Origin of the sequence: Streptomyces sp. NPDC048349, from assembly GCF_040651925.1 — a bacterium.
Taxonomy (GTDB): domain Bacteria; phylum Actinomycetota; class Actinomycetes; order Streptomycetales; family Streptomycetaceae; genus Streptomyces.
In genome coordinates this window covers 84,958-106,896 of the sequence record NZ_JBEZLA010000013.1, presented here as the reverse complement: position 1 = coordinate 106,896, position 21,939 = coordinate 84,958, and the positions used below count along the sequence as shown (strand labels likewise).

The following is a 21,939-nucleotide window of genomic DNA, read 5'->3' as shown; positions in this document are numbered from 1 at the left end:
TCGGCCTCCAGCGGTTCGCGTGCCCGCCCGACCTCGCCCCCGGCATCGGCGCCGAGGCCGGTGAGCCGGTCTGGCACCTGGAGCGGGTTCTGGCGGCCGACGAAAAGCTGGAGACGGTCCTCGCCATGCCCCGCGAGGCCCTGCTGATCGGCACCCCGCCCGCCCTCCCCATGCTGCTCATCCACCGCCTCTCGCGGGACCAGGACGGCATCCAACTGGAGCGGGTGCGGTTCGCTCTGCCGTGGCGACCGGTTCAGCTTCACGACCCGTCTGCGGCCCGCATAGTTCCGACCGGAACCGCCCCTACCTGGTTCAAGCCCCTGTTCGCCCTGCCCCTGTTCGCCCTGCCCCTGTTCGCCCTGCCCCTGCTCGTCGTGGTCGCGGCCACCTTCGCCACCCACTGGTCCGGCGCGTTCCCCTCCGGCCCGACCACCGCGCACTACGCCTCCGCCGTACAGGGCGACTCCCTCCAGGCCGGGCCGCCAGCCTGGTCACCGCCGTGGCCGCGAGCCTGCCGGCGCTCACCGTCGGCACCTGGGCGGCGCTGGCCGGCGCGGCCCTCGGCCCGCGCGGGAAGCGGTCCCTGGACGCGCTGTTCATGCTGCCCGTCGCCGTGCCGTCCGTGGTCGTGGGCCTCGCCGTGCCGTCGCCTTCAGCGTCGACAACGTCCGCCTGGGCTGAGCCCGGGCCCCCGGGGTCCGGGCCGTGGACGCCCGGAGCGTCCCCGACCCGGCCCCGATAGGGTGGTAGAGACCAGAGGTCACAGAGGTCAGACGCCACCGAGAGCGGAGAACAGTCCAGTGGCAGAGCGCAAGCCGATCGAATCCTGGCTCACCGACATGGACGGGGTCCTCATCCACGAGGGCACCCCGATCCCCGGAGCCGATGCCTTCATCAAGCGGCTGCGCGAATCCGGCAAGCCTTTCCTGGTGCTGACCAACAACTCCATCTACACCCCCCGGGACCTCCAGGCCCGCCTCAGCCGCATGGGCCTCGACGTCCCCGTGGAGAACATCTGGACCTCGGCCCTGGCCACCGCGAAGTTCCTCGACGACCAGCGCCCCGGCGGTACCGCGTACGTGATCGGCGAAGCGGGCCTGACCACCGCCCTGCACGACATCGGCTACGTCCTGACCGACCACGAGCCGGACTACGTGGTCCTGGGCGAGACCCGCACCTACAGCTTCGAGGCCATGACCAAGGCGGTCCGCCTGATCAACGCGGGCGCCCGCTTCATCTGCACCAACCCCGACGAGACCGGCCCCTCCACCGAGGGCCCGCTGCCGGCCACCGGCGCGGTCGCCGCACTGATCACCAAGGCCACCGGCAAGAAGCCGTACTTCGCGGGCAAGCCCAACCCGCTGATGATGCGCACCGGTCTCAACGCGATCGGCGCGCACTCGGAGACCAGCGCGATGATCGGTGACCGGATGGACACCGACGTGCTGGCCGGCCTGGAGGCGGGCATGCAGACCTTCCTGGTCCTGACCGGTCTCACCACGGCCCTGGACACCGAGCGGTTCCCGTACCGCCCCACCAAGACCGTCGACTCGATCGCCGACCTGGTGGACCTCGTTTAAGGCGTTCGGCTGACACGTACGGCGCCGCTCCGGATGCGGAGCGGCGTACCGGGCGTGAATCTCCTTGTTGAGGAGGTTCACCATGCGCAGTGTCCACATCGCCCTTCGTGTCGCCGGGGTGGCCGTCGCCCTGACCGCGTTCTCCGCGGTGACCGCGCCCACCGCCCTCGCGGGTGAGGAGGACCGCGGCGGTCGCGGCGACCACGGCGGCAGCATCTCGGTCGATCCGAACCCGGCCCACGCGGGAACCCAGGTCAAGCTGCGCGTCAGCGGCTGCCACGGCACCAGGGGCGAGGCCACGTCCTCGGTCTTCGTGACGGACGCCGAGCTGTACGGGCGCGACGGCGGCCGCAGCCCGCTCTACGGCGAGGCGATGATCAGCTCGCACGCCCAGCCGGGCTGGCACTCCGTGCGGGTGACCTGCGACGGCCACGACAAGGTCAGCGGCTCCATCGAGATCGCCCACCGCCGCCCGAGCCACCACGCCTCCCCGGTCTGGCCGGTCCACGCGGGCGGCGGCGGCATGTCCGCCGAAGTCGAGGAGACCTCCCGGCTGGCCGCGGCGGCGAAGAAGGACGGGCACGGGGGCGACGGCCCGGGTCTGCCGCACACGGTGATCGGAGCGGTCCTGGCCGCCGCCGCCACCCTGGCCGTCGCCGGCCGGGCGCTGGCGCTGCGCCGCCGCCGCAGCGGTGACTGAACGAGCGGCGCATGAACGAGTGGCGCACGAGCGAGGGGCGTACGACCGAGGGCAAGTCCTCCGGCGGTGGCCGACTGCTGACCTTCGCCGCCTGGTCGGTGCTGGTCCTGGGCCTGTGGCTGTGGGGCCGGCAGATCACCGGGGTCCCGGCCACACTCGCCGGACAGGCCGGCGGGGCGATGGGCCCGGCCCTGCCCGCGGCCCGCGCCCCGCTGGCCGCGTCCCTTCCCCAGCGCGTCGACGTGCCCTCCATAGGCATCCAGGCCCCCGTGATCTCCCGGGGCCTGGACGCGGACGGTGCGATCGAGCCGCCCCCGTACGACCGCCCCGGCACGGTGGGCTGGTGGGGCAACGGGGTGCAGCCGGGGGCCGCCGGGGCCGCGCTGATGGTGGGGCACGTGGACACGAAGTCCAAGCCGGCCGTGTTCTACGGGCTGAGCTCGGCGCAGCCGGGCGAGAAGGTGCGGGTGGTGCGGGCGGACGGTTCGGTCGCCGAGTTCACCATCGAGGACGTACGGGTCTACGAGCGGGCGGCCTTCGACCCGCACAAGGCGTACGGCCAGCGGATCCGGGGCCGCGCCGAGCTGAGGCTGGTGACCTGCGGGGGTACCTATGACAAGGCGGCCAAGGAGTACACGGCCAACGTGGTGGTTTCCGCCTACCTGACGGGCGCCGGCGTGCGGCCGGGAACGGCGGCCTAGCCGCGCGGCGGTACGGAGGAAAATGAAGAAGCCCCGCAGCTTTCGCTGCGGGGCTTCTTCCGTCTGTGCGCCGCCAGGGACTCGAACCCCGGACCCGCTGATTAAGAGTCAGCTGCTCTAACCAACTGAGCTAGCGGCGCTTGCTGACAGGGAAAACTCTACCCCACCTCGAGAGGTGCTCGTGACCAGCCACGCCCGCCTTGTCCGATTAACCCATGTTTGAGGGGTTTGTCGTGCACGATATGTGTGGCCGTGCCGCATCTGATGACCCGCCAGATACGGCGCCGGCTGACCAGTGGACGAGCAGGGGAGTGGACGGAACCGCATGACGATGCAGCCGCCGACGCATGTGCAGATGCCGATGCCCGCCTTTGAGGAGTACGAGCCCGCGGGCGACTGCGCGTGCCGGGGGTGCGCCCAGCGCCGCCGCAGTCTCGCCCGCGCGCGGGCCATACCGCTGCGGGACGGGGGTCATCCCGCAGCCCGCGGGGCGCGCCGGGCGCTGGTCCTGGCCACCGCCGCCGGAGTGGTCCTGAGCGGTGGCGGCGCGGCCGCGGTGGCGGTGGCCGCCCCGGCCACGGGGCCGGTGGCCCTGGACGACCCCGGGTCCCCGCAAGGGGCCCGGACCCCGCTGCACGGGCCGAAGGGCGGCGCGGTCGGCAAGCCGGGGGCGCCCGCCGGGGTGAAGCGGATCGACCGGACCACGATCATCAACCGGGCGAAGCTGTGGCTGGACGCGAAGGTCCCGTACAGCATGTCCGAGTACTGGACGGACGGCTACCGGCAGGACTGTTCGGGCTACGTCTCGATGGTCTGGAACCTCGGTACCAACGAGTGGACGGGGAGCCTCGACAAGTTCGCCACCAAGATCACCAAGGCTGAGCTGCTGCCGGGGGACATGCTGCTCTTCCACAACCCGGCGGACCCCAACAACGGCTCGCACGTGGTCATCTTCGGCGGCTGGGCCGACGAGACGCAGACGCACTACATCGCCTACGAGCAGACGCGGCCCACGACGCGGAAGCTGGCCACGCCCTACGGGTACTGGGCCAACGGGTCGAAGTACGTCCCGTACCGGTTCAACGGGGTGAAGGGCGGGATCGTGCCCGAGGAGCCGGTCCCGGGGCCCAAGCCGGGGGACTCGACGGTGTTCCCCGGCGCGGCGAAGTTCGGCCCGGGGCGGACCAACGACCACGTGGCGCAGCTGGGCCGGATGCTGATCGACCGCGGCGCGTTCCGCTTCTACCCGAAGGGGGTGGCCGACCGGACGTGGAGCGAGCACGACCGGCTGGCCACGCAGGCCTTCCAGGCCGCCCAGGGCTGGACCGGCGCCGACGCGGACGGCATTCCGGGCGCGCACACCTGGCGCCTGCTGGTCGAGCGCCAGGGCAAGGACATCCCGCCGACGGTGGGGGGCGCGCCGGGGCCGGGCGGGGTACGGGCCTACCCCGGGGCCTCGGTGTTCCGGCCGGGCCGCTCGCACGCGGCGATCACCGCCCTCGGCCGCCAACTGATCAAGAAGGGCTTCGGCAAGCACTACACGTCCGGTCCGGGGCCGCGCTGGAGCGAGGCCGACCGCCGCAACGTCGAGGCGTTCCAGCGCGCGCAGGGCTGGCGCGGCGCCTCGGCCAACGGCTACCCGGGCCCGGAAACCTGGCGCCGGCTGTTCGCATGACGGAGGACACGATGTACCCCACGCGCACCACCTCGGCCACGGGCACCTTCCGGGTGCCGCCGGTGGCCGCCCCTGCCCCCGTTCCGGCGCCGGTACGGGACGCAGCGGCAGCCCCCAACCCACTCCCCAGCCCAGCCACGACCCCGACCCCGGCCCCGGCTGCGGCTTCGGGCCCGGCCCCGGCTCCGGCTTCGGCTTCGGGCCGGGCTGCGGCTCCGGCTCTGGCTTCGGGCCTGGCTCCGGCCCCGGGCCCGGCTGCGGCACTGGCTTCGGCTGCGGCTTCGGCTGCGGCTTCGGCTGCGGCTTCGGCTCCCGCCCAGGCTTCGGGTCCGGCTCCGGCTTCGGCTTCGGGCCGGGCTGCGGCTCCGGCTCTGGCTTCGGGCCAGGCTGCGGCTCCGGCCCTGGCCCCGGCTTCGGGCCCGGCTGCGGCTGCGGCACTGGCTTCGGGCCAGGCTGCGGCTCCGGCTTCGGGCCTGGCCCCGGCTCCGGCTGCGGCCCCGGCTTCGGGCCTGGCCCCGGCTCCGGCTGCGGCCCCGGCTTCGGGCCTGGCCCCGGCCTCGGCTTCGGCTTCGAGCCCGGCTCCGGCTGCGGCCCTGGCTCCGGCTTCGGGCCCGGCCCCGGCCTTGGCTTCGGCTTCGGGCCCGGCCCCGGCCTTGGCTTCGGCTTCGAGCCCGGCTCCGGCTTCTGCCCCGGCTCCGGCTGCGGCTTCGGGCGAGACCTCGACCGGCTGGGCCACCGCGCCCGCGGTGCTGCTGGCGTCCGGGCCCGAGGTACCGGCCGCCCGGGCCCGCACCGAGCCCGAACCGGTACACGCGGCCCTGGACATTCCGCACCCTCAGGACGAGGCGCCCCCCGCCGCGGCCTCCACCCTGCGCCTACGCCTCCCCACTGCCGAAACCACGCCCCCCGCGTCGGAGCCGAACCTGCGATCCGTTCCCCACCCGCACCCCGAGCCCACCCCGGCACCCCCCGCTACGACCGCCCCGTCCCCCCGCCAGGAGCCGCCCCTCGGGCACGAGCCGACCCCCCGGCAAGAGCCGGGTCTCCGGAGCAAGTCGGCCCTCGGTCAGGAGCTGGACGCCCGGCGCGAGCGGGAGACGGTGGCCGAGTCGGGTCTCGGGAGTGATCCGGAAGCCTCGGCCGCACCGGCCCTGCGGCAGGAGCCAGTGCTCCGGCGGGGGTCGGCCCTCGGGCACGAGCCCACCCCCCGGCACGAGCCGACCCCCCGGCACGAGCCGACCCCCCGCCACGAGCCCATCTCCCGCCACGAGTCGGCCCCCCGCCACGAGTCGGCCCCCCGGCGCGAGCCGGAGCTCCGGCAGGAGCTGGAGGCTGCGGCCGGGGCCGGTCGGCAGGAGCCGGCGCCCCGGCGCGAGCGGGAAGCCGCCGCACCGGCCCCCCGGCGCGAGCGGGAAGCCGCCGCACCGGCCCCCCGGCGCGAGCCGGAAGCCCCCGTCGCACCGGCCCCCCGGCCCGAGCCGGAGGTTGCCGTCGAGACGGAACCGGGGGGCGTGGAGCTGGACTTCGATCCGGACTCGGACCCCGTTTCGGATCTCGCCGCGGATCCCGAGCCCGAGCCCGAGCCCGAGCGTGGCGTCGCGCGGTCCGGGGTGCCCGGGCCCGGGGTGGTCGGGATCGTGGCGCGGGCCGTCGCGCGTGCCCTCGTGGAGGAGGACGACACCCGGGACAGGCCCGCCCCGGGCCTCCCGCGCGGCAGCGCCGCGACGGAGATGCCGGTGCACCTGCCGTTCCTCGGCGCGCAGAAGGCCGAGCCCGCCCCGGCCCGGCCCCGCGCCCCCCGGCCCCCCGCCGCACCCCGCCCCGCCCCCGGCCGCCGGGTCCCGCGGGGCGACGACCGGCTCCGGGAGCACCGCGGTCCGGTGCTCCCCGGCTGGATCGGCGTGGCCATCGGCGGGCTCGCCCTCGCCGGCTGCACGGCCGTGCTCTGGCGGGCCGGGGTCGTCCCCGCCACGATCGTGGCCGCCTTCGGGGCCACCCCGCGCGCCTACCAGGGCCTGCACGCCACCCACTGGCCCCCGCTCGCCTTCCTCGGCATCGTCGCCCTCCTCGCCCTCGGCGGCCTCGGCCGCTCCCGGGCCGGCCACGCCTGGGTGCTCACCCTCTTCGGCCGCTACCGCGGCACGGTCCGCCGTACCGGACTCACCTGGATCAGCCCCCTGCTGCTGCGCCGCCGGGTCGACGTACGCCTGCGGCACTGGCGCAGCGAGCCCATGCCCGCCGTGGATTCCGGCGGCCTGGCCCTCCAGGTGGTCGTCCAGGTCGTCTGGCAGGTCAAGGACACCGCCCGGGCCGCCCTGGCCGTCGCGGACCACGTGGAGTACCTGGCCGAACAGGTCGAATCCGCCATGGCCCGCGTGCTGTCCCAGCTCCCCGCCGACGCCTTCCACGAGGACGCCCCGACCCTGCGCGACGCCGAGGCCGTCGGCGACGCGCTGACCCGGATGCTGGCGGCGGAGACCGAGGCCGTCGGGATCGAGGTCTTCTCGGCCCAGCCGACCCGGATCGAGTACGCGCCCGAGGTCGCCGAGGCCATGCGCCGCCGCCGGGTCGCGGCGATCGACGCCAAGCACCGGGACACCGTGCTGACCTCGGTCGTGGACGCCGTCGACGACACCGTGCACCGCCTCACCTCGCGCGGGCTCGTCGAGCTCGACGACTACGAGCGCAAGGCGCTGGTGAAGGACCTCACGGTCGCCTTCTACACGGGGCGCTGCGACTAGCGAGCCTCCTGACGTACGGGAAGGTACGGGAAGTACGGGAAGTACGGGAACGGGTGGCCGGTTCGGACCGGACCACCCGTTCTTCCGTTGGTATGGACACGGCCAACTGCCGTCAATAGTCTGAGACTTGGTCTAGACCTAAGTTCCGCCAGTTCCGCCAGTTCCGCCAGTTCCGCCAGATCCGAACACCATCCCCACGCGTGCGCACGCTCTCGCCGAACTCCCCCCACGTTCAAGGAGCATCATGCGTCACTTCCGCATGCCCGAACGGGCGGGCGCCGCCGCGCTCGGCCTCGGCCTCGTCGCCGGAATCACCCTCCTGGGCGCCCCCAGCGCCAGCAGCCACGGCTACACCGACACCCCCATCAGCCGCCAGAAGCTCTGCGCCAACAAGACCGTCTCCGACTGCGGCGCCATCCAGTGGGAGCCGCAGAGCGTCGAGGGCCTCAAGGGCTTCCCGGCCGCCGGGCCCGCCGACGGCAAGATATGTTCCGCCGGCCTCCCGCAGTTCGCGGAGCTCGACAACCCGCGCGGTGGAGCCTGGCCCACCACCCGGGTGACCAGCGGGCAGAGCTATGCCTTCCGGTGGCAGTTCACCGCCAACCACTCCACCACCGATTTCAAGTACTACGTCACCAAGAACGGCTGGAACGGCACCAAGGCCCTCACCCGCGCCGACCTCGAACCCCAGCCCTTCCTCACCGTCGCCTACAACGGCGCCCGCCCCGCGATGACCACCGTCCACCAGGCGGCCATGCCGAGCGGCCGGACCGGCCGGCACCTGATCCTGGCGGTCTGGACGATCAACGACACGGCAAACGCCTTCTACGCCTGCTCCGACGTTCAATTCTGACGCAACGTCAGCTAATCTCCGGCGGCATGCGGACGACGACTGCACCCGAGACCGTCGCGGAGCTCGTGGCGCGCCAATGGGGCGACCACCGGCCGGGGCTGAAGTACGAGGACACCGGACCCACCGTCCTCAGCCACCACCGGACCGCCCAGGAGGCCGCCGCGCGCGCCGCGCTCCTCGTCGACCTCATGCCTCCGGGGGCCGAACCGCACCTTGGAGTGCTGCTGGACAACACCCCCGAGTTCCCGTTCTGGCTCGGCGCGGCGGCCCTCGCGGGGGCCGCCGTCGCCGGGATCAACCCCACCCGGCGCGGCCCCGAGCTGGCGCGCGACATCCTGCACACCGGGTGCCGGATCCTGGTCACCGAAAGCGCCCACCTGCCGCTGCTGCGCGGCCTCGACCTGCCGGGCGTACGCCTCCTGGTCACCGGCACCGAGGAGTACGCGGCCCTGCTCGCCCCCTACGCCGCCGCCAAGCCCGGCGAGGCGACGCTGGGCGCCCCCGGCCCGGAATCCCGGCTGCTCCTCTACTTCACCTCCGGCTCCACCGGCGCCCCCAAGGCCGCCATCTGCACGCAGGGCCGGCTCGCGGCGGCCGGGTCCGCGCTGGCCCGCCGCTTCTCGGTCACCCCGCAGGACGTCCACTACGTCTGCATGCCGCTGTTCCACGGCAACGCGGTCATCGCCGACTGGCTGCCGGCGCTCGCGGGCGGCGCGTCGGTGGCGCTGCGCCGGCGCTTCTCCGCGTCGGCGTTCCTGGACGACGTGCGCGCGTACGGGGCGACGTACTTCACCTATGTCGGGCGGGCCGTCCAGTACCTGCTGGCCACCGAGCCCCGGCCCGACGACCGCGAGCACACCCTGCGGCTCGGCTTCGGCACCGAGGCCGGGGCGGTGGACGCGGCGCGCTTCGCCGAACGGTTCGGCGTCCCGCTGGTGGAGGGCTACGGGGCCACCGAGGGAGGCGCCTCCGTCCAGCACACGCCGGACACCCCGCCGGGCGCACTGGGCCGGGCGGGGGAGGGGGACGACCTCGCGGTGATCGACCCGGAGACGGGCGCCGAATGCCCGGCAGCGGTGCTGGACGCGCAGGGCCGCCTGCTGAACGGCTCGGCCGCCATCGGCGAGCTCGTCAACCGGGGCCGGAGCCTGTTCGAGGGGTACTGGCGCAACCCCGAGGCGGAGGCCGCCCGTACGCGGCAGGGCTGGTACTGGACGGGCGACCTGTTCTTCCGCGACGCGGCGGGCTTCCTGTACTTCGCGGGCCGTACGGACGACCGGCTGCGCGTCGACAGCGAGAACCTGGCCGCGGCGGTGATCGAGAACATCCTGGCGCGGTGGGACGTCGCGGCGGCGGTCGCGGTGTACGCGGTGCCGGACGAGGTCGCGGGGGACCAGGTGATGGCCGCGGTCGCCCTCCGGGAGGGGGCCGGCTTCGACCCCGACGCGTTCGCGGCGTTCCTGGCCGCGCAGCCGGACCTGGGGACGAAGATGGCCCCGCGGTACGTCAGGCTCGTGGACGAGATGCCCGTCACGGCGACGAACAAGGTCCACCGTGTCGGCCTGCGCCGCGAGTCGTTCCTCTGCACCGATCCGGTCTGGCACCGCTCCCCGGCGGGGGGCTACCGCCGCCTGACCGAGGCGGACCGGTCCGAGCTCCTGGCCGTGTACGAGGCCCAGTCCCGCCTCGACCTCCTCCACCGCTAGCGCCGGGCTCCGGGGCAGGGCACGGGGCCGCCGCCGGGGCTGGTTTTGAGCACCCCGGAGGAGCAGGTAGTATTTTCTCTGTCAGCAGGCGCCGCTAGCTCAGTTGGTTAGAGCAGCTGACTCTTAATCAGCGGGTCCGGGGTTCGAGTCCCTGGCGGCGCACCTGTCCTTCGGGCGGTTTCCGGTTCACCGGGAACCGCCCGAAGTGTTTTCCGGCGGGATGCCCCGCCGGCCTGGTCCTACAGGGTGAGCGAGAGCAGCAACGGCGCTGCCTTCCGGTTCAGGGTGTCCGCCGCGGCCCGCAGCCGGTGCGCGTGCTCGACCGGCATCGACAGGGCCAGGCAGCCCACCGAGGCCCCGGCCGTGATCGGGACGGCCGCGCAGACGGTGCCCACGGCGTACTCCTGGAGGTCCAGCACGGGCACGGTGGCCGGCTGGGCGTCCAGCTTGGAGAACAGGATCCGCTCGTTCACGATCGTCTTCGACGTGAGCCGCGCGATCTTGTGACGGGACAGGTGGTCACGCCGCCCGTTCAGATCGAGCTGGGTCAGCAGGCACTTCCCGACCGCGCTGGCGTGCGCCGCGGAGCGGAAGTCGACCCACTCGTGGACCTTGGGAGTGCGCGGGCTGTCCGCGAACTGTGTGATTCTGACCTCGCCGTCCACGTACCGGCTGATGTAGACCGCCGCCCCCACGGAGTCCCGCAGCCGGTCCAGGGTCTCCTGGAGCTTGTCCGTCAGGGCTTGCTGCCGGTCGACGCCGGAGCCGAGCAGGACGAGGGAATCCCCTATGGCGTAGGCGCCGTCGGACACCTGCAGGACATATCCCTCCCGGCGCAGCATGAGCAGCATCGGGGCGAGATGGACTGCGGGCAGGCCGGTCTCACGCGCGATCTGCACATCGGTCACACCGCCGGTGTGCCGTGAGATCGTTTCGAGTACGCGTAGTGCGTACAGCACCGAGTGGAACGGCGCGGTCGGCTCGGGCTTCAGCGCCACGGTTTCCCCCTAGCAGGTTGTTACCGCTTGCCCTACCACGATAGCCATCAAGAGGCCCATGTGGAGCGCCTGTTGAGGAGATTGATGGCTCAATCACGTCGCCCGGCCAGGATCTACCCCACTGGCATATGCCATGGTCACGCCCACCGTCCCGGTGTGCCGGGAATGCCCGGGCATCGCCGACGGTTCGATTTCTTCGTACGGACGAGGATGCGAGACGGGAGCGACGATGAGTGACACCGGGGACGCGGGCCGACAGCAGGGCGGCGATGGTATCCACGGCACCGCGAGGGGCGGCGCGCCCGTTCCGCTCTCGGTCCTGGACCTCGTCACCGTGGGCGCCGGCAGCACCGCCCACGCCTCCCTGCGCACCAGCGTGGACATCGCCCGGCTCGCCGAGTCCCGCGGCTACCACCGCCACTGGGTCGCCGAGCACCACTCCATGCCCGGGGTCGCCAGTTCCTCCCCGGCCGTGATCCTGGCGCACCTCGCCGCCCACACCTCCCGCATCCGGCTCGGCTCGGGCGGGGTCATGCTGCCCAACCACGCCCCGCTCGCCGTCGCCGAGCAGTTCGGCACCCTGGAGGCGCTCGCCCCCGGCCGCATCGACCTCGGCCTCGGCCGGGCTCCCGGCACCGACGGGCGCACGGCCCTCGCGCTGCGCGGGACCGGCCGCCTCGACGAGGCCGCCGAGGAGTTCCCCCGGCAGCTCGCGGAGCTCACCCGCTTCCTCGACGACGACTTCCCCGACGGACACCCGTACGCCCGCGTGCACGCCGTGCCCGGTCCGGTGCAGGGGCCCGCCGGGCGGCCGCCGCTGTGGCTGCTCGGCTCCTCCGGCTTCAGCGCCCGCCTCGCCGGCGAGCTCGGCCTGCCCTTCGCCTACGCCCACCACTTCTCGGCGGCCGGCACCCTGCCCGCGCTCGACCTCTACCGGCAGAGCTTCCGGCCCTCCGCCGTCCTGGACGCCCCGTACGCCCTCATCGGAGTCTCGGCGCTGGCCGCGGACACCGCCGCCGAGGCCCGCGCCCAAGTGCTCACGGGGGCGCTGTCGATGCTGAGGCTGCGCAGCGGCAGGCCCGGGCTCGTCCCGACGCCCGAGGAGGCGGCGGCGTACCCGTTCTCCCCGCTCGAGCGGGAGTTCGTGGACGGCTGGCTCGCGAACATCGTCCACGGCACCCCCGACGAGGTGCGCGCCGGACTCGACGGCCTGGCCGCGCGGACGGGCGCGGACGAGCTGATGCTGACCGCCAACGCCCACAGCGGTGCGGCCCGGTTGCGCTCGTACGGGCTCGTCGCAGATGCGTACGGGATGCCGTCGGAGGGTCCGGACCAGGGGTGACCGCGGGGAAACGGGGTTCGGCTGGTTTGTTGCCGAAACCTTGCCGGAGCATGGCCTAAGGCACCCTTAAGCCGCTCGTCACCCGGGGTGGCGAGCGGTTTCTGATGTCCGCTCAGGTCTCTGACGAGCCACTTTGGCTGCTCAGTGGTCTAGTCCTTCTTTGGTCCAAACCATTGACTGGGGCGTGGCGTGATCGCTATCACTTCTCTCACCTGAAGCTGATGCCCTCCCCTCCCACCCCCCCGGAGGCAGTTCATGCACATCCGTAAACCCCTCATCGCGGCCGCCGCCACGGCCGCGCTGGCAGCCGGTGCGCTCGCCTCCTTCGCCGGGTTCGGCACCGCGCAGGCAGCCGACGCCTCCGCCACCGCCGCGGCCGGCGGCGTCCGCATCGCGTACTACGACCAGTGGAGCGTGTACGGGAACGCCTTCTACCCCAAGCACCTCGACACGCGCGGCATAGCGGGCAAGCTGGACGTGATCAACTACTCGTTCGGCAACATCCACCCCACCGAACTCACCTGTTTCGAGGCGAACAAGGCGGCGGGCGACGACAACAACCCCAACGCCGGGGACGGCGCGGGCGACTCCTACGCCGACTACCAGAAGTCCTTCGGTGCGGCCGACAGCGTGGACGGCGTCGCCGACACCTGGAACCAGCCGATCGTGGGCGTCTTCAACCAGTTCAAGGAACTGAAGGCCAAGTACCCCCACCTGAAGATCAACATCTCTCTCGGCGGCTGGACGTACTCCAAGTACTTCCACGACGCGGCCAAGACCGACGCCTCCCGCAAGAAGTTCGTCACCTCCTGCATCAAGCAGTACATCAAGGGCGACCTCCCGGTGGAGGGCGGCTTCGGCGGCCCGGGCACCGCGGCGGGCATCTTCGACGGCATCGACATCGACTGGGAGTACCCGGGCTCCGCCGGCGGCCACCTCGGCAACCACTACGGCCCCGAGGACAAGCAGAACTTCACCCTGCTGCTCCAGGAGTTCCGCAAGCAGCTCGACGCCGAGGGCGCGGCCAACGGCGGCAAGAAGTACATGCTGACCGCGGCCCTGCCGGCCGGCCAGGACAAGATCAAGTACATCGAGACCGACAAGATCGGCCAGTACTTGGACTACGCCAACATCATGACGTACGACATGCACGGCGCCTGGGACGGCGACGGGCCCACGTACCACCAGTCCCCGCTGTACCCGTCCGCGGCCGACCCGACCGACCCGATCGCGCCGGGCACCGAGAAGTACAGCATCGACAACGCCATCGACTCCTGGATCGACGGCAACCCGGCCTACGGCATCACCGGCGGCTTCCCCGCCGGCAAGCTGACCCTGGGCTACGAGTTCTACTACCGCGGCTGGAAGGGCGTCCCGGCCGGCACCACCAACGGCCTGGCCCAGACCGCGACCGGCGGCTCAGCCGCCCGGCCGCTCAGCCAGCAGGCGGGCATCGCGCACTACAAGGAGCTCGGCGGCATCGTCGACAACGCGGCGACCACCTTCTGGGACGACCAGTCGAAGTCCTCGTACTTCTACAAGGACGGCGAGTTCTTCACCGGCCTGAACCAGAAGTCCATCCAGGCCCGGGTCGACTACGGCAAGCAGCGCGGCCTGGCCGGCGCGATGATGTACTCCCTGCTCGGCCTGGACAACAACGCCACGCTCCTGGGCCAGATCTCCAACGCCCTGGGCGGCACCACGCAGCCGCCGGTCACCACCCCGCCGACGACCACGCCGCCCACCACGACCCCGCCCACCACGACCCCGCCGACCACCCAGCCTCCGACCGGCTGCGGCTCGACCCCGGCGTACGTCGCGGGCACCGTCTACACCGCCGGCAACGAGGTCTCCCACAACGGCCGCAAGTACAAGGCCCAGTGGTGGACGCAGAACGAGACGCCGGGCACCACCGGTGAATGGGGTGTCTGGAAGGACCTCGGCGCCTGCTGATCTCCCCCCACCCCGCGCCGAGCGACGCCTCCGCCCTGCCCCTCCGGGGGCGGGGCGGAGGTGTGTGACATGGTTGCCGGATTCCGGACACCGGTCCGTAGCGAGGTCGCTACGCTCGGCCACAAGCCCGTTTCCCGCTTGGGGGTGCCGTCTCATGATCCAGGCCCGCGACATCGATCCCAGCGCCTCGCCGCTGGACTACTACAGCTACGAGCTGCGCCGGCTGAGGGAGGAAGCGGGCCTGAAACAGGCGGAACTGGGCGCGATCATCTTCTGCACCGGCTCCCTGATCGGCATGGTAGAAAACGGCCGCCGGGTCCCGACCAGGGATTTTTCGGAGCGGCTGGACGCGGCGCTCGGTACGGACGGCCACTTCTCCCGCCTGGTGGGCCTGGTCCTGCGGAGCGTCCTGCCGACATGGTTCCAGGCGTACGCGGAGATGGAGGCCCGGGCGGCGTACATCTCCGCCTACCAGCCCCAACTGGTACACGGACTGCTCCAGACGGAGGCGTACGCACGAGCTGTTCTGGCCAGCGGGCTGCCGGACCAGCTCGAAGAGCTGGTCGCGGCCCGAATGGAGCGCCATCGCATCCTGCGGCGGGAGAAGCCACCGGTGGTCTGGGTGGTGCTCGACGAGGGAGTGCTACACCGGGAGATCGGCGGTCGAGAGGCGATGCGCGAGCAACTCGCCCACCTGCTGAGCTTCCGTGAGAACCGGTGGGTTCAGATCCAGGTGTTGGCCAACTCGGCGGGCGAACACGCTGGCCTGATCGGGGCGTTCAACGCGATGCGGTTCGCCAACGACCCGGACCTCGTGTACACGGAAGACCTGATCTCGGGCCACACGACGGCCAACCCCGACACGGTGCGGGAAGCCGCCCTTCGTTACGCTCACTTGCAGGCCGCCGCACTCTCTGTCGAGGACTCGGCGGCGTTGATCACGCGGGTCATGGAGGAGCGGTATGCGGAGCAACCAGAACCCGGCGGGCGCCGTGTGGCGTAAGTCCAGCTACAGCGGTAACACCGGCGGCGACTGCGTCGAGTGCGCACCCCTCGGCGGCGCCACCTGGCACAAGGCTTCGTACAGCGGTAGCAACGGCGGCGACTGCGTCGAGGTGGCCGCGCAGCCCTGTCGGGTCGCCGTGCGGGACTCCAAGAATCCCGACGGGCCCGTGTTCACCGTCGGGACGGCCGCCTTCGCCGCCTTCGTCCGCAGCCTGTGACCTAGAGCCAGCCCTGCTGGGCCGCCTTGAGGCCCGCCTCGAAGCGGCTCGTGGCGTGGAGGCGTTCCATCAGCGCGGACATCTGCCGCCTGACGGTGCGCAGGGACACCCCGAGCCGCTTGCCGGCGGCTTCGTCGGTCAGGCCGGAGGCCAGCAGTTTCAACAGTTCCAGCTCGGCCGCGCTGGGCCGGCTGTCGTCCGTACGGCAGCGGTCCGCGCCCAGCGGTACGGCGGCCTGCCACGTCTGCTCGAACAGGGTGACCAGGGACGCCACGATCCCCGGGGCGCTGGTGCACAGGGCGCCCAGGCGTGAGTTCGCCGGGTCGATGGGGACGACCGCCACCGTGCGGTCGAAGACCAGCAGGCGCGGCGGCAGCAGCGGGCTCGTGCGGACCTGCCCGCCCTGTTCGGTGAGCCAGCGGGCGTAGGCCAGGGTCGTCGGGTCGTTGCGGGCGCTGTCCTGGTAGACCGAGCGCATCTCGATGCCGCGGGCCAGCGCCCGCTCGTCGAGCGGCCGGGAGGACTCCAGGCTCGCCCCGGACAGGGCGCCGCCCGGCAGGATGGCCAGGCATTCGCGCTCCAGGCCGTGGGCGAGCTCTTCGAGCCGGCTCTGGATGGCGTCCATCCCCACGAGCCGTTCCGCGCCGTCGACCTCGGTGTTCGGGCGCAGTTCCGCGAACTCGGAGACCACCTGCGCCGCCGCGGCCTTGCTGCGGGCCAGCTCCTCCTGCTGGCGGGCCAGTTCCTCCTCCTGCCGGCGCAGCAGCAGTTCCAGGCCCAGCTCCGGCCTGACCGCCCGCAGCGCGCCCGGACAGTCCCGTGACGGTCTGAGCAGGTCCAGGTCGACCAGCCGGTCCAGGCCCTCGCGGACCTGCGTCTCGGTGAGACCGAGCCGGTCGGCCAGGTCGGCGACCCCTCCCGACGGGTCGGCCAGCATCCCCCGGTACACGGCTTCCACATCGGCCCCGAGCCCCAGTGCCTGCAGCAAGTCCCCGCCCCCCAGCGTCACTTCGGCCGCCCCTGCGGGCCGCCGCCACCGCGATCGTAGGCCAAACCTGGCACCAAGGTGCCAGGCCCCTTGGTGCCAGGCGGAAACCCTTCTGCACAGGTCGTGCGCGCAGCACCATGGTGATCACCGGGACGGCGGGGACGAAGGTCCCCGGCTCAGGCCAGAGCCTCAAGGACGGTCCGGGACAGCGCGCAGCACACCGCACCGAACGGACCACCGCCCAGCTCTCGACCTCGGGGGAAACCATGTCCCGCACCGCGCGCTTCACCGCTGTCGCCGCCGTCTTCGCCGCCCTCTGCGCCGGCGCCGTCACCACCACCCCGGCGGCCGCCCCCGCCGAAGGCAGCCACATCAGCGCCAGCATCAACGGGGACACGCCCCCGGAGGGCGCCGACGGCAGCATCAACTGGGACACGCCCCCGGCGGGCGCCGACGCCAGCATCAACTGGGACTAGCCCCCGTGCGCGTCGTCCGAGCCGCCCTCTCCGGCCCGCGCCAGGATCCCGACCACCGCCGCGGCGGGCTCGCGCTCCTCTCCGATCTGATCTGGGCCCACGCCGAGGCCGCACACGGGCTGGAGCACGTACGGGCCAAGGCCGCCGACCACGGCGTCGACCTCTACCTCTTCGTGCGCGCCGCCACCGAGGCCGCCGCCCTGGACCAGGCCCGCGCCATCCTCTCCGGCGCCCGCGGTCCCCTCAGCGCCCACGGCTACCGCACCGCCGAACCCCGGCGCTGACGCCCTCACGAAGGAACACCGTGACCACCACCCTCCGCCGGGCTGCCCGCAAGACCGCGGCCGCCGCCCTGTCCAGCGCCCTCGGAGCCGGACTGCTCACCGCCGCCGCAGTCGCCGCCGCCCCCGCGGCACAGGCGGCGACCACCTGCAGCGGGACCGCCTCGATCTACGGCATCCTTCCCGACGGCCGTCTCACCTTCAGCACCATCACGCCGGCCACCGGCGAGTTGAAGAAGGTGCTCGTCGGAGCCGACCTGGGGTTCGAGCCCAAAGCGATGGCGACGCTCAACTTCAACACCGTCCTCGTCACGTCGACCACCGGCGCGCTCTACCGCCTCGACGTCCTCACCAACAACACGTCCCTCGTCCTCGAGCGCCCGCCCGTCAAGATCTTCGACAGCGGCTGGACCCACGACAAGCTGACCTACGACGGACACGGGCACCTGTACGGCACGGCGGGCGGCCTCCTGCTCCAGTACCTGGTCTCGCAGCCCAAACCGACCGGCTCCGCGCACATCGGCCAGCGCAGGGAGATCGGCAGCGGCTTCGTCCTGAAGACCCTCACCGCCGCCGGCGACGACCGGCTGCTCGCCACCACCTCGGCCGGCGCCCTGTACTCGTACAAGATCGGCAGCGACGGCAGCTGGGACCGCGACGACCTCAAGACCTCCGGCTGGTCCGGCTTCGACCAGGTCGTCTCGCCCGGCGGGGGCCTCTACTACGGCCGGATCGAAACCACGGGCGCCATGTACTGGTACAAGGACGCCAACCCGGCCGACGGGACCGGCGCCGACATCGCCTACCACAACGACACCCCCGTCAACACCGGCGGCTGGACGCAGGAGCTGCTCTCCGCCCAGCCGGAGACCTTCGCCTGCACCACCACCGCGGACCCGCTCGACGGCACCGACATACCCGCGGTCAAGGCGGCCGGCCGCGATCTGATGAACAAGCACGACGGCGGCGCCTGGAACAGCACCACCCAGTGGAACTGCCTGGAACAGCTCTGGGACAAGGAGAGCGGCTGGCGCTACTGGGCCGACAACCCGGGCTCGACGGCCTACGGCATCCCCCAGGCCCTGCCCGGTTCCAAGATGGACGCCTTCGGCGACGACTGGCGCACCAACCCCGTCACCCAGATCAAGTGGGGCCTGTCCTACATCGACGGCCGGTACGGCACGCCCTGCGCGGCCTGGAACCACTTCCTGAACAACAACTGGTATTGAGCCGCAGCCTCCCCTCCTCCCGCCCCTCCCCTCCGCCCGACACGCGTACGTCCGGGCTGCCCGAATCCGGAGACACCCATGCTCTCGTCGTCCCTCAAGCGCCGCCTCGCCGCCACCCTCGCCGTCGGCGCCACGACCCTCGGCCTGGTCACCGTCACCTCCGCCCCGGCGCAGGCCGCCGCGATCTGCGGCGGCAACGTGTCGATCTACGGCACCCTCCCCGACGGACGCCTCACCTACACGGCGATAGCCCCCAACACCGGCGACCGGGTCAAGACCCTGATCGGTGCGAACCTCGGCTTCACGCCCAAGGCCATGGCCACCTTGAACTTCAACACCGTCCTCGTGACGTCGACCGCCGGGGACCTGTACCGCGTCGACATCCAGACCAACGACAACGCCCTGGCCCTGGCCGGAGTCACCAAGATCTGGGACGGCGGCTGGACCTTCGACAAGATGGCCTACGACGGCGCCGGGCACCTCTACGGCACGGTCGCCGGCCAGCTCCACCGGTACAACGTCTCCCAGGCCAAGCCCAGCGGGCCCGCCCACATCGCCAAGCACGCGGTGATCGACGAGGGCTTCGTCCTCAAGACCCTCGCCGCCGCCGGCGACGACGTCCTCATCGCTAGCACGGCCGACGGCAGGCTGCTCTCCTACCAGATCAACGGCGTCGGGGACTGGGAGAGTTCGGAGCTCAAGAGCAGCGGGTGGTCGGCGGTCGACAGCCTGGTCTCGCCCGGCGGCGGCCTCTACTACGGCCGTACGAACGGCGGCATGTACTGGTACCACGACGCCGATCCCACCGACGGCAAGGGGGACGACATCGCCTACCACCCCTCCGACCCGGTCGACGCGAGCGGCTGGACCCAGACCCTGCTCTCCGCCTTCGCCAACGACTGCACCTACCAGCCGCCGGCGCCCCCCACCCCCGACCCCTCCAGCAAGGGCGGGCAGATCGCCCGCAGCGAGATCATGAGCCGCGCCGTGAACTGGCTGAACCGTGACATCCCCTACAACCAGGGCGCCTACGCCACCGACCCGGACGGCGACCACACCTACCGCACCGACTGCTCCGGCTTCGTCTCCATGGCCTGGCACGCCGACAGCAGCTACACGACCTACAGCCTGCCGGGCGTCAGCACCACCATCTCCAAGTCCGACCTCCAGCCCGGCGACGCGCTGAACACCTCGGACGGGCACGTGGTGCTCTTCGAGAAGTGGATCGACAAGGGTGCCGGCAAGTTCTCGTACATCCACGAGTCCAACCCGAACGACGACATGATGCGCGGTCAGGACTACCTCAACGGCGGATCCGACGGACGCATCGCCGGCCACGCCGCCTCGGGCTACGTCGCCCTGCGCTACGACAAGGCCGTCAACGGATAGCAGGCGCCGGGCCGAGCCGGGCGCAGCCCGTCCCGCACCCCCTCTCTCAGACGAGGGGGTGCGGGGCGGGCTCCTCGGGCTGTGCGGCGGCCGGCGCCGGGTCGCCGGCCGGGGCCGCAGCCGGACCTGAAGCCGAAACCGCAGCCGGAGCGGCCGACGAGGCAGCGGCGGCCGCCTGCCGGCCGATCATGCGGGCGATCACGTCCGGCGCCACCGCACGGGAGTACAGCCAGCCCTGCCCGGTGTCGCAGCCCACGCGGCGCAGCCGCGCCGCCTGGCCCGCCGTCTCCACGCACTCCGCCGTGACCGTCAGGCCCAGCCGGTGTGCGAGCTGGACCAGGGCCTCGACGATCGTTTCGTCGGCCGGGTTCGGGTGCGTGCCCTCCTCGTAGCGGAAGCCCCGCACGAAGGACCCGTCCAGCTTCAGCACCGACACCGGCAGCCGGCTGAGGTAGGCCAGGTTCGAGTACCCGGTGCCGAAGTCGTCGATCGCGATGCGCACGCCCATGTCGCTGAGCGCCTGGAGCGCCTGGAGCGGCCGGCCGGCCGAACCCATCACGGCCGATTCGGTCAGCTCCAGCTGGAGCAGCTGCGGCGCGAGCCCCGTCTCGGCCAGGATCTCCGCCACGTCGCCCACCAGGTCCGAGTCCCACACCTGCCGCACGGCGACGTTGACCGACACGAAGACCGGGGAGTCACTGGGCTGCTCGATCTGCCAGCGCCGCGCCTGGCGGCAGGCCGTGCGCAGCACCCACTGCCCCAACTGGACGATGGACCCGTCCTCTTCGGCGATGCCGATGAACCGATTCGGCGTCAACCTGCCGAACTGCGGATGGTTCCACCGCACCAGGGCCTCGACCCCGCGCACCGCCCCGCTCTCCAGATCCACCAGCGGCTGGTACTCCAGCTCGAACTCCCCCCGCTCCACGGCCGGCCGCAGCGTCGAGGACAGGGCCTGGCGCGTCATGCGGTGCGCGTTGCGCTCGGGGTCGAAGAGGGTCCAACGGGCCTTCCCGTCCGCCTTGGCCCAGTACAGGGTCGTGTCGGCGGCCTGCATCAGCCCCGTCGCCGAGGTGCCGGCCGTCGACCGCTCCACCACCCCGATCGACGCGGAGACCGACAGCCGCTGGCCGGACAGGTCGAACGGCTCCTGGACGGCGGCCAGGACGCTGCGCGCCAGGTCCGCGAGCTGCTCGGTGCCCGTGGAGTCCTCGACCAGCAGGGCGAACTCGTCGCCCCCGAGCCGCGCCACGAGGTGGCCGCTCGTGCGCCCGTACCCGGACTGGTCGGCGCACTGGGTCAGCCGGGCGGCGACGGCGGCCAGCAGCCGGTCGCCGACGCGGTGGCCGAGGGTGTCGTTGACCGCCTTGAACCCGTCGAGGTCCAGGTAGCACAGCCCGATCCGGCCGGTGCCGCCGCCGTGGTCGTACGAGGACGCCTCCAGTGCGGCGGAGAGCCGCTCGAAGAACAGCGCCCGGTTGGGCAGCCGGGTGACCGGGTCGTGCATCTGGAGGTGGCGCAGGCGCGCCTGGAGGTCGCGCCGGTCGCTGATGTCGGCGACGGACAGCAGGACGTCGCCGGTCCCGGGGACGGGCCCCAGGGTGACCTCGGTCCACAGCGAGTGCCCGTCGGGGTGTTTCAGGCGCCGGGTGCAGCGCAGCCGGGCCTGCCGGCCGCGCAGCACCTCCTGGTACGCGGCCCAGGTGCGGGCCTCCGCGGCCAGGTCCACCAGGTCGGCGGCGCACCGGTGGACGAGCGCGTGCGGCTCGGCGCCGAGCAGGCCGGCGAAGGCCTCGTTGGCGGCGACGACGTACCCGTCGCGGTCGACGACGGCCATGGGGAGGTGGGCCGCGTTGAAGGCGGCGCGGTAGTCGCGCCGCTCGGATTCGGCGCGCGGCGGAATTGCCGTTGCCGACACTGCCGCGTGACGCTCCGTAATGGCCGATCGGATGCTGTCGGCCGCCGAACCGGTTCCTTCTGAGGTTCCGCTCACCGTTGGCTCCCGCAGTGCTCGTGAGTGTCCGTGCAGGAAAGTGTGCCGATCATAGAGGCTGCCGGGAGGCCCTATCCAGCGGCGTCGCCGTGCGGGGGGCGGGAGTTCGGC

The 21,939-nt window shown here is 72.4% G+C and carries 18 protein-coding genes, 2 tRNA genes and 1 pseudogene; 17 read left to right on the top strand and 4 right to left on the bottom strand.

The features are described from left to right. Window positions 1-320 precede the first annotated feature (320 nt). The 4 genes and pseudogenes from AB0D44_RS10500 to AB0D44_RS10485 form a co-directional block, all read left to right on the top strand. Window positions 321-643 (top strand): annotated as a pseudogene (locus AB0D44_RS10500) (ABC transporter permease); the annotation flags it as partial. 157 nt (window positions 644-800) lie between these two features. Next, entirely contained in the window at window positions 801-1,580 is a 780-nt protein-coding gene (locus AB0D44_RS10495; protein WP_362587445.1) for an HAD-IIA family hydrolase, read from the top strand. A gap of 82 nt (window positions 1,581-1,662) precedes the next feature. Further along, window positions 1,663-2,280, top strand: a complete 618-nt coding sequence (locus tag AB0D44_RS10490) for a hypothetical protein (RefSeq protein ID WP_362587442.1) — start codon at window positions 1,663-1,665, stop codon at window positions 2,278-2,280. A gap of 11 nt (window positions 2,281-2,291) precedes the next feature. After that, on the top strand, window positions 2,292-2,981 hold the full coding sequence (locus AB0D44_RS10485) for a class F sortase (protein ID WP_362587439.1): 690 nt from the start codon (window positions 2,292-2,294) through the stop codon (window positions 2,979-2,981). A gap of 66 nt (window positions 2,982-3,047) precedes the next feature. Here the strand turns inward: AB0D44_RS10485 and AB0D44_RS10480 are convergent. Further along, window positions 3,048-3,121: transfer RNA gene (locus AB0D44_RS10480), tRNA-Lys, on the bottom strand. A 215-nt stretch (window positions 3,122-3,336) separates the two neighbouring features. On the opposite strand from AB0D44_RS10480, the gene AB0D44_RS10475 reads away from it, so the two are divergent. The 5 genes from AB0D44_RS10475 (at window position 3,337) to AB0D44_RS10455 (ending at window position 10,118) form a co-directional block, all read left to right on the top strand. Next, on the top strand, window positions 3,337-4,656 hold the full coding sequence (locus AB0D44_RS10475; RefSeq protein WP_362587505.1) for a peptidoglycan-binding protein: 1,320 nt from the start codon (window positions 3,337-3,339) through the stop codon (window positions 4,654-4,656). A gap of 746 nt (window positions 4,657-5,402) precedes the next feature. After that, window positions 5,403-7,397, top strand: coding sequence for an SPFH domain-containing protein (locus AB0D44_RS10470; protein WP_362587436.1), 1,995 nt, complete (start codon window positions 5,403-5,405; stop codon window positions 7,395-7,397). A gap of 259 nt (window positions 7,398-7,656) precedes the next feature. Further along, window positions 7,657-8,250: a lytic polysaccharide monooxygenase gene (locus tag AB0D44_RS10465; protein WP_362587502.1), complete on the top strand. Its 594-nt coding sequence runs from the start codon at window positions 7,657-7,659 to the stop codon at window positions 8,248-8,250. Window positions 8,251-8,276: 26 nt separating this feature from the next. Next, entirely contained in the window at window positions 8,277-9,956 is a 1,680-nt protein-coding gene (locus AB0D44_RS10460; protein WP_362587433.1) for an AMP-binding protein, read from the top strand. An 88-nt stretch (window positions 9,957-10,044) separates the two neighbouring features. Continuing rightward, window positions 10,045-10,118 (top strand) — tRNA-Lys (locus tag AB0D44_RS10455). Window positions 10,119-10,195: 77 nt separating this feature from the next. Here AB0D44_RS10455 and AB0D44_RS10450 read toward each other — a convergent pair. Continuing rightward, complete coding sequence (locus tag AB0D44_RS10450) at window positions 10,196-10,954, bottom strand: IclR family transcriptional regulator C-terminal domain-containing protein (protein WP_362587430.1); 759 nt, start codon at window positions 10,952-10,954, stop codon at window positions 10,196-10,198. A 229-nt stretch (window positions 10,955-11,183) separates the two neighbouring features. On the opposite strand from AB0D44_RS10450, the gene AB0D44_RS10445 reads away from it, so the two are divergent. The 4 genes from AB0D44_RS10445 to AB0D44_RS10430 all read left to right on the top strand — a co-directional run bounded on the left by AB0D44_RS10445 (window position 11,184) and on the right by AB0D44_RS10430 (window position 15,472). Continuing rightward, the gene (locus tag AB0D44_RS10445) at window positions 11,184-12,296 is read left to right on the top strand and encodes an LLM class flavin-dependent oxidoreductase (RefSeq protein ID WP_362587427.1); all 1,113 of its coding nucleotides are present in this window, start codon (window positions 11,184-11,186) and stop codon (window positions 12,294-12,296) included. Window positions 12,297-12,551: 255 nt separating this feature from the next. After that, window positions 12,552-14,249 (top strand): glycosyl hydrolase family 18 protein, encoded by a 1,698-nt coding sequence (locus tag AB0D44_RS10440; protein WP_362587424.1) that lies wholly within the window; start codon window positions 12,552-12,554, stop codon window positions 14,247-14,249. A gap of 154 nt (window positions 14,250-14,403) precedes the next feature. Further along, complete coding sequence (locus tag AB0D44_RS10435) at window positions 14,404-15,252, top strand: helix-turn-helix transcriptional regulator (RefSeq protein ID WP_362587421.1); 849 nt, start codon at window positions 14,404-14,406, stop codon at window positions 15,250-15,252. Next, window positions 15,212-15,472, top strand: a complete 261-nt coding sequence (locus AB0D44_RS10430; protein WP_362587418.1) for a DUF397 domain-containing protein — start codon at window positions 15,212-15,214, stop codon at window positions 15,470-15,472. Before AB0D44_RS10435 ends, AB0D44_RS10430 begins: the two co-directional genes overlap by 41 nt. A 1-nt stretch (window position 15,473) precedes the next feature. Here AB0D44_RS10430 and AB0D44_RS10425 read toward each other — a convergent pair whose 3' ends face one another. Continuing rightward, window positions 15,474-16,460 carry a LuxR C-terminal-related transcriptional regulator gene (locus tag AB0D44_RS10425; protein ID WP_362587415.1) on the bottom strand — a complete coding sequence of 329 codons (987 nt, stop codon included), beginning with the start codon at window positions 16,458-16,460 and terminating at the stop codon, window positions 15,474-15,476. Window positions 16,461-16,597: 137 nt separating this feature from the next. On the opposite strand from AB0D44_RS10425, the gene AB0D44_RS10420 reads away from it, so the two are divergent. The 4 genes from AB0D44_RS10420 (at window position 16,598) to AB0D44_RS10405 (ending at window position 19,835) form a co-directional block, all read left to right on the top strand. Then, complete coding sequence (locus tag AB0D44_RS10420) at window positions 16,598-16,936, top strand: hypothetical protein (protein ID WP_362587412.1); 339 nt, start codon at window positions 16,598-16,600, stop codon at window positions 16,934-16,936. Window positions 16,937-16,941: 5 nt separating this feature from the next. Further along, a complete protein-coding gene (locus AB0D44_RS10415; RefSeq protein ID WP_362587409.1) occupies window positions 16,942-17,220 on the top strand; it encodes a hypothetical protein in 279 nt (92 codons plus the stop codon). A gap of 20 nt (window positions 17,221-17,240) precedes the next feature. Further along, window positions 17,241-18,446, top strand: coding sequence for a peptidase S1 and S6 (locus AB0D44_RS10410; RefSeq protein WP_362587406.1), 1,206 nt, complete (start codon window positions 17,241-17,243; stop codon window positions 18,444-18,446). Between the two features lie 78 nt (window positions 18,447-18,524). Next, entirely contained in the window at window positions 18,525-19,835 is a 1,311-nt protein-coding gene (locus AB0D44_RS10405) for a hypothetical protein (protein ID WP_362587403.1), read from the top strand. Window positions 19,836-19,881: 46 nt separating this feature from the next. Here the strand turns inward: AB0D44_RS10405 and AB0D44_RS10400 are convergent, their stop codons facing one another. Then, entirely contained in the window at window positions 19,882-21,864 is a 1,983-nt protein-coding gene (locus AB0D44_RS10400) for an EAL domain-containing protein (RefSeq protein ID WP_362587499.1), read from the bottom strand. Window positions 21,865-21,939: the final 75 nt, after the last annotated feature.